This is a genomic window from Moorena sp. SIO3H5 (genome assembly GCF_010692395.1).
Lineage (GTDB): Bacteria > Cyanobacteriota > Cyanobacteriia > Cyanobacteriales > Coleofasciculaceae > Moorena.
This window is the reverse complement of sequence record NZ_JAAHHS010000403.1, coordinates 1-6,673: the sequence shown is the minus strand read 5'-3', so window position 1 is coordinate 6,673 and position 6,673 is coordinate 1. Positions and strand designations below refer to the sequence as shown.

The window sequence follows — 6,673 nt, the reverse complement described above, 5'->3', positions numbered from 1 at the left end:
CGCCGATCCGGTTCCGGTCGAATGACCGATCTTTCCCTACTACCTCGACAGCAAGGAATAATTGCCGCGCCACACTTTTTATTCTTGGTTGCCAACCAATTACCATCAGAGCATCCCTCCCAAATTCGTACTACTATCGACCGTCCCCTACAGGAATTTGTTGAAGCCCAAGTGCAGCAAGTAGTTCGCGACCTTGCCCATAAAAATGTCCATCACGCTGCTGCTATTGTCATTGAAAATAAATCCGGAGAAGTATACGCCTATGTCGGCTCTCCCGATTACTTTTCCGAAGCTGAATTAGGACGCAATGACGGAGTCCAAGCCCTACGTCAACCAGGTTCCACCCTCAAGCCTTTTTTATATAAGTTAGCCCTAGAGCAACGCATTATTCGTCCCAACACCGTCTTAGCCGACATCCCCACCTATTACCCGATTCCCGGAGCTAGACTCTACAGTCCCACCGATTACAGCGAAACCTTTCTCGGACCAGTTCGCATTCGTGTTGCTCTAGCCAATTCCCTTAATATCCCAGCAGTTAGGGTATTGGAAAAAGTTGGAGTATCAAACTTTCTGTTGCACTTACATCAACTAGGCTTTGAACACCTAACCCAGTCTCCAGAACATTATGGATTAGGATTAACCCTAGGTAGTGGTGAAGTTAGTCTTTGGGAACTAGCTCGCGCTTACCTGACCCTAGCACGACTTGGAGAATCCACATCCGTTGTCACTACCCTATCTAGCCCCTCGCCAAATAGGAATGACTTGTCGGTTGATCGAAAACAAGGAAGACAGGGAAGACAGGAAAGACAGGGAAGACAGGAAAGTAAAGAATTGTCAGATCATCAAGCAAGTAAGCAAAGACCACGATTCAACCTACCCTACTCGAAGGCCAAAGGCGAACAACCAAATAACCTTAAACATTCCAACCTTGAACTTTCAACCCTTTCAACCTGGGCATTAATAACAGATATACTGAGTGACCCTCAAGCTCGTGCTCAGGGGTTTGGTGTCGATTCAGTACTTAATTTACCTTTTCCCGCTGCCGTTAAAACTGGCACCTCTTCTAATTTCCGAGATACTTGGACTGTGGGATTCACCAAAAACTATACCGTTGCCACTTGGGTAGGCAATTTTAATGGTGAGCCCATGGAACAAGTGTCTGGAGTGATTGGTGCTGCTCCCCTCTGGCATCGGATTATGTTACACCTGCATCAATCTCAAGAACCTGCTCCGTTTCAAGCTCCTCCCGGTTTAGTCCAACGTCCAGTGTGTGCCCTTTCCGGTTTGCGTCCCACTCCTGCTTGTCCAACTGTTGTCCAGGAATACTTCTATCCAGACGACCTCCAGGATTACGAACGTCAATCCGATACGTTTTATCAGATGACCAGTGTTGGAGCTAATCAGCAATCGCCCCAGTACATCGTTAATTTACCTGATGAGTACAACGAGTGGTTAGCAAGACAACCCCAAGGAAATCTAGCGCCAGGAAAACTGAAAATTTTGTCTCCTCGGGAGGGGGATTTATATGTGCTGTACCCTACTGAATCGGATCAAGATAGCAACAGTGCTGTTCAACGGCTAGAGTTCAAGGTGGCTGGGGTAAAGTCTGAGTCGCTGGAGTGGTGGTTGAATGGTGAAAAGCTAACTAGCGACTCATCCGATTCGTTTTTTTGGCCTCTGGGTTCTGGGGATTGGACATTGGAGGTAAAAAGCGGTGACATTAGCGATCGCGTCACGTTCAAGGTGCAGTTAGCAGAAAATCCACCAACTCGCCGGGGATTTTCTATTGCTAGTCCTAAGTGATTGGTTAATTGTCAATAGTTAATTTACAATCTACCTGCATCCATCGCTTATATCGGGGACTTTCAGTGGTTCGATTTTTTATGGCAAACTTCAGGAAATATATCTTGGCAGCTGCGATGTAGACATTCAGCCAGAAATGATCGACGTTATTGACTTTTTAACAGAAGATAACAATGTTAATAACGTCGATACAATTTTAGGAAGTTTAACTGACCCTAAACTTACTTAAAATAGCATTAATTTAGCCTTAATGGTAGATGTTTACCATGAGCTTGAATATCCCAGAGAAATGATGGAATCAATTGTTAAAGCTCTCAAACCACAGGGAAGAGTTGTGCTAGTAGAATATCGAAAGGAAAACCCACTTATTCCTATTAAGGGCTTGCATAAAATGACTCAAAAGCAAGTAAAAAAAGAAATGGAAGCTGTAAATTTAATTTGACAATAAACCAAAAATGATTTATCCAGCCAACATTTGATGGTGTTTCAAGTTAGTGACAAGTCATTCTAGCCGTTTTAAATTAGGTGAGATACTTTCATTATGGGAGTAGGGAGTAGGCAGTAGCGATGCATCCCTAGTTGATTAACTATTGCTAGCATGCCTATTGCCTTTTTTTAAGAGATTATATTCACTCTTCAAAGAAAAATTCTATAGCTTACCTTCAGAATAACAAGTTTTTTTTAAAATGTAATGTCGGTGATAAAGAACAGGCCAGAAGTTGATTTAGATCACAGCCAATTACTAAAAATGTATTTACATTGAATGAAATTAAATTCCGGAGGAATGAGTAGGTGCTAGAAAAGTTAAACGAGATTAAATCAACGCTAAAAGATGTAAAGGAAAAAGTTGATCTGATAGCTGATAAATATGAGGTTGGAGTAAAACCAAACTTTGAGTGTTCTGTTGATCATAAGAGCATTGATGTTAAAAAACATAACAAATGTTCTGACCAATTAAAAGAACTTGGTTATAAGGAGTTAATTGTGGAAAATGATGGTTGTATTGGACCCTCAGATCTATATCGGTATAAAATTATTGATAACGACGGAAACAAAGTCGTTGAACATTATTCATTAAAAGGGGTCAATGACTTTATAAAAAAACAGAATAAAAAGGCTTAAGCCTCTGAGAGTCTTGATTATAAATTGGTGATAATTTATCGTTTCAGGAATTTTGCATCTACAGTTTAATCAAGAGTTTAATCAAGAAATACGGACATTTTTGATTCAGCGGTTTTGCATCTACAGTTGTCTCATATGACATGACCCTTACTTAACTTAAATCACTGGGTTATAGTCAAAAATCATCACTTAATTGAAGCCACATCATCTCTAATCTAATTAAAAAATAATTTCAACCATAAGGATTGCCGACTCTCGACACACTACGCACTAGCTTTTGCTGATCCTGTTTTTGTTTTTCATCCCCACTATCATTAATAATTACTAGGATAGTAGAAATCTGATTAACATCAGAAGCATCAGGACAAGAAATAATACATAGATTCACACTATGTTCTGCTTGAGTATTATGAGATACTAAGGTTTGAGCTGAATAATCTTGCCGACGTTCTTGTTCACTCTTGGCCGCTAATGCTACATCAAACCATTGGGAGAAATTCCCATTTTTAATGTGGAGCAACTCCGGTAAAGACTTTTGCTCAATATCTTTCAAACCAATGAAATCCTTAGCATGATCATTGGCAAGGATAATCTGACCGGTTTTATTGGTAAAAATTACACCACTAGATACATTAAAGACTAAATCTCGCTGCTCTAGCTGTTGTTGCTTGACTTTACTAAATAGCTTGGCATTTTGGAGCGCTACACCCGCTTGAATATTAAATGCTTCCATCAAGTCTTGATCCCTGCGATCAAAACTTGCCTTCCAGCAATCAGGAGGGTTAGGCCAATCGGCGGGATTGTATGGGGGAAAATTTCCCTGCTTCTTTTTATTGACTAATTGGGTAACAGCAATTAATTGATTATCGGCATTAAACACAGGCATCCCTAACAAACTACAGGTGCGATAACCGGTTTGATTATCAGTTTTTTTGGCAGTTTCTGAATTGGGATGGTCATAGAGATCAAACGGAATTATCAATGGCTGTTTAGTGGTAACAACTTGACCAGCAAAGCCAGCTCCTTTGGGAATCCGAATTTCTTTTAATGTGCCATCAGCAACCGTAATTTTTGTCCATAATTCATCCTGTTCCTCATCTAACATCCAGACTGTACTGCGATCAGCAGACATTAGCTCTTGAGCCTGATTCATCACTTTATTCAAAGTTTCTTCTAGATCCAAGCTACTTTTACCCAGAGATTGTGTCGCATTTATCAATGCTGAAGCTATTCGTTGTTTCTGAGCTGCTTTATAAAATAACCGAGAGGATTTAAGAATCATTTGAATCGAGCGGGCGAATTGTGCAAAAAGTTTTTCATCCTCTGGTGTAAAGCCTTTGGCATCAATTTTATCAGCTAAGGGCGCGTCTAAAACTAGTGGTTGTTTTAACTTATTTAGTAATTGGACAACAGCCACTAAATCTCCTTGTTCATTTAGTAAGGGTAAAGCCAGCATGGTATAAGTACGGTATCCAGTTTTGTTATCCCATTCCTTCGCAGTATTAGAACGGTTATCGTCATATAAATCGTAAGGAATATTGACAGTTTTCTTAGTTTGAGCAACATAACCAGCAATCCCTTTATCCGCAGGCACCCGAATCTCTTCTGAGTCTCCTTCTTCACCCTTAGCCACAATTGACCAGAGTTCATTTTTGGCTTCATCTAATAAAAAAATAGTCGTGCGGTCTGCCTGTAGTATCTCGCCAGTTTTGAAGGTGATAGACCGTAACATTTCATTGAAAATGGAATCAAACCCTTCTCGGTCTAGCAGAGTATCCATCATGGATAAGGTTTGATTAAAAACTCCTAAGTCTAATTCAAGGTTGGAAACAATATGTTTAAAACTTTCTGGGGTCAGGTGTTGAAGAGACTCATAGATAGTTTCCTTAGTGGTAGCCGCTAAGGCTGGATTCAGTTTCCCTTGTCGTCTGGCTTCTGAATACCGTTGAATTTCGTCTAACGCCTTTTTTAATTCTCGCTTTTCCCATTCTTGGCTAGTGGTCAAAAACTGATAATCTTGATGACTTAAGCTTTTCCCAAGCGCCCATCTTAATGCATCCTGTAACTTTTGTCCTCGCAGAAGACAGGATTTATCCTGACAATCGGAGTCTAACCAAGCAGCAATTTTATTACTATATGGTCGCAAATTTGCTAATTCTTTATCTACCCAAATTTGGTTAAAAACAGCTTGATAAATACGGTTATAAATTATTAATTTTCCTTGATTTTCAACCACTAATCCCGATAGCCGCAATTCTATTTGTTCAGAACTGTCATCAGAGGCTATTTCTCCCCGTTGCAGAATTTCCTGATACAAACCCAGTAATCGCCCAGCCCGTTGCTCAGTTTTAAGAAGACGATCGCGAATAGTTTTAAGATGCTCCGGATTATCATGGGATTTCCAATCATCAATCACTTGCGATCGCACTAATTTATCAACCCACTCTGACTCACCACCTGTGGGGATAGTAGATACAGAATCCAACAGGATTTTACAAAGCTTTTGGGTCAAGAAAGGTTGACCTCCACTCCAGTACAAGACCTGTTTCAGGACATCCTGGGGATTACTAATTTTTCCTTGTAATCCTTGCGCTAATCCCTGGGCTTCGTCCAACTGAAAGCCATATAGCTGAATCGCCTGACCAATATTAAAGGGTGTGCGTTTTTTATCTTGAATTAAATCTGATGGTGTTGCTACTCCAAGTAGCGCAAACGTAAGGCGTTGGTAGTCTGACTTATCCACACGTTGGTTATAGCAGGCGCGAATAAAGGCGAAAAAATCATCAGTTGGGAAATCGAGGCTAAGAACGCTATCAATTTCATCAATAAAAATTACAATATTTTGAGTAACTTGCTGGAGCAAAACCTCTTCAAGAAATTCTCTTAATCGCCGCACCGCAAATATCATTGCTCGCTCGCGCCACCAAGTGCGTAAATTAATATCTAGCTCGAAGTCTCTAGCCAGAGAGCGAACAATATTGGCATACCATTGATCAAGAGTAACATGCTGAGTACCATCCATGGATAAATCAATTACTGCACAGGCAACCCCATCTGCTTCAAGCCTGCGCATTACTTGCACTCGTAAGCTAGATTTTCCAGTCTGTCTTGAATTCAATACATAACAAAATTGTCCAGCCTTTAATCCTTCATATAAATCATTATCTGCTTGTCGCTTCACATAGGTAAGAGCATCGGCTGGTAAAGTCCCTGAGTATATATATTCGTAGGTCATTTTATTTGTTAACTGTTGTTCGCGTAGGGTGGCCTTTTGGCCAAGATTGTTCGCCTTTGGCGTCCGTTGTCGGGTAGGTTTAAGGGTTAAGGTTTAAGGTTTAAGGTTTAAGGTTTAAGGTTTAAGGGTTAAGGTTTAAGGTTTAAGGTTTTTCGCCCTAGGTGTCTGTTGTCGGGTAGGTTTAAGGGTTAAGGTTATATCAATACAGAATGCTTCAACTATGTATGGATTCTGAACTGACCCACTCAGGATTCAGGTTCAATCCGCTGGCAAAGGCGATCGCAAAAATACTTGTGATATAAATCACAACGAGGCATGACGCTATTTCCTTGCAACTTTACTAACCCCATGCTGTATAACTTAAAGGCTTGCTCCGATGGGATACTTACCCAGCCGTTTGCTTGAACTACCTTCTCCAAGGCAGTTTCCAATTCTCGAGACTGTTTGAGATTTCCTAGGTGGCGTCGCAGATGGTCACTGAATGGTCCGGCTTCTGTGGGTGCTAGCTCTAAC

General features: G+C 40.7%; 5 protein-coding genes. 3 read left to right on the top strand and 2 right to left on the bottom strand.

Annotated features, from left to right (window positions below):
* The 3 genes from F6K52_RS29525 to F6K52_RS29515 all read left to right on the top strand — a co-directional run.
* Positions 1–1,803, top strand: a 1,803-nt coding sequence (locus F6K52_RS29525; RefSeq protein WP_293087150.1) for a penicillin-binding transpeptidase domain-containing protein, incomplete at its 5' end; no start/stop codon positions are given.
* Between the two features lie 250 nt (positions 1,804–2,053).
* Positions 2,054–2,245, top strand: coding sequence for a hypothetical protein (locus F6K52_RS29520; protein ID WP_293087146.1), 192 nt, complete (start codon positions 2,054–2,056; stop codon positions 2,243–2,245).
* A 350-nt stretch (positions 2,246–2,595) separates the two neighbouring features.
* Positions 2,596–2,925: a hypothetical protein gene (locus tag F6K52_RS29515; protein ID WP_293087143.1), complete on the top strand. Its 330-nt coding sequence runs from the start codon at positions 2,596–2,598 to the stop codon at positions 2,923–2,925.
* 232 nt (positions 2,926–3,157) lie between these two features.
* On the opposite strand, the gene F6K52_RS29510 is transcribed toward F6K52_RS29515, so the two are convergent.
* Together F6K52_RS29510 and F6K52_RS29505 are read right to left on the bottom strand one after the other, a co-directional pair.
* Complete coding sequence (locus tag F6K52_RS29510) at positions 3,158–6,160, bottom strand: AAA-like domain-containing protein (protein ID WP_293087138.1); 3,003 nt, start codon at positions 6,158–6,160, stop codon at positions 3,158–3,160.
* 245 nt (positions 6,161–6,405) lie between these two features.
* Positions 6,406–6,673 (bottom strand): AAA-like domain-containing protein (locus F6K52_RS29505; protein ID WP_293087134.1); only part of this gene is annotated, 268 nt, incomplete at its 5' end.

Coding starts and splice junctions, on each gene's coding strand:
- F6K52_RS29520 (WP_293087146.1), top strand. CDS start 2,054: ATGGTAGATGTTTACCATGAGCTTGAATATCCCAGAGAAATGATGGAA.
- F6K52_RS29510 (WP_293087138.1), bottom strand. CDS start 6,160: ATGACCTACGAATATATATACTCAGGGACTTTACCAGCCGATGCTCTT.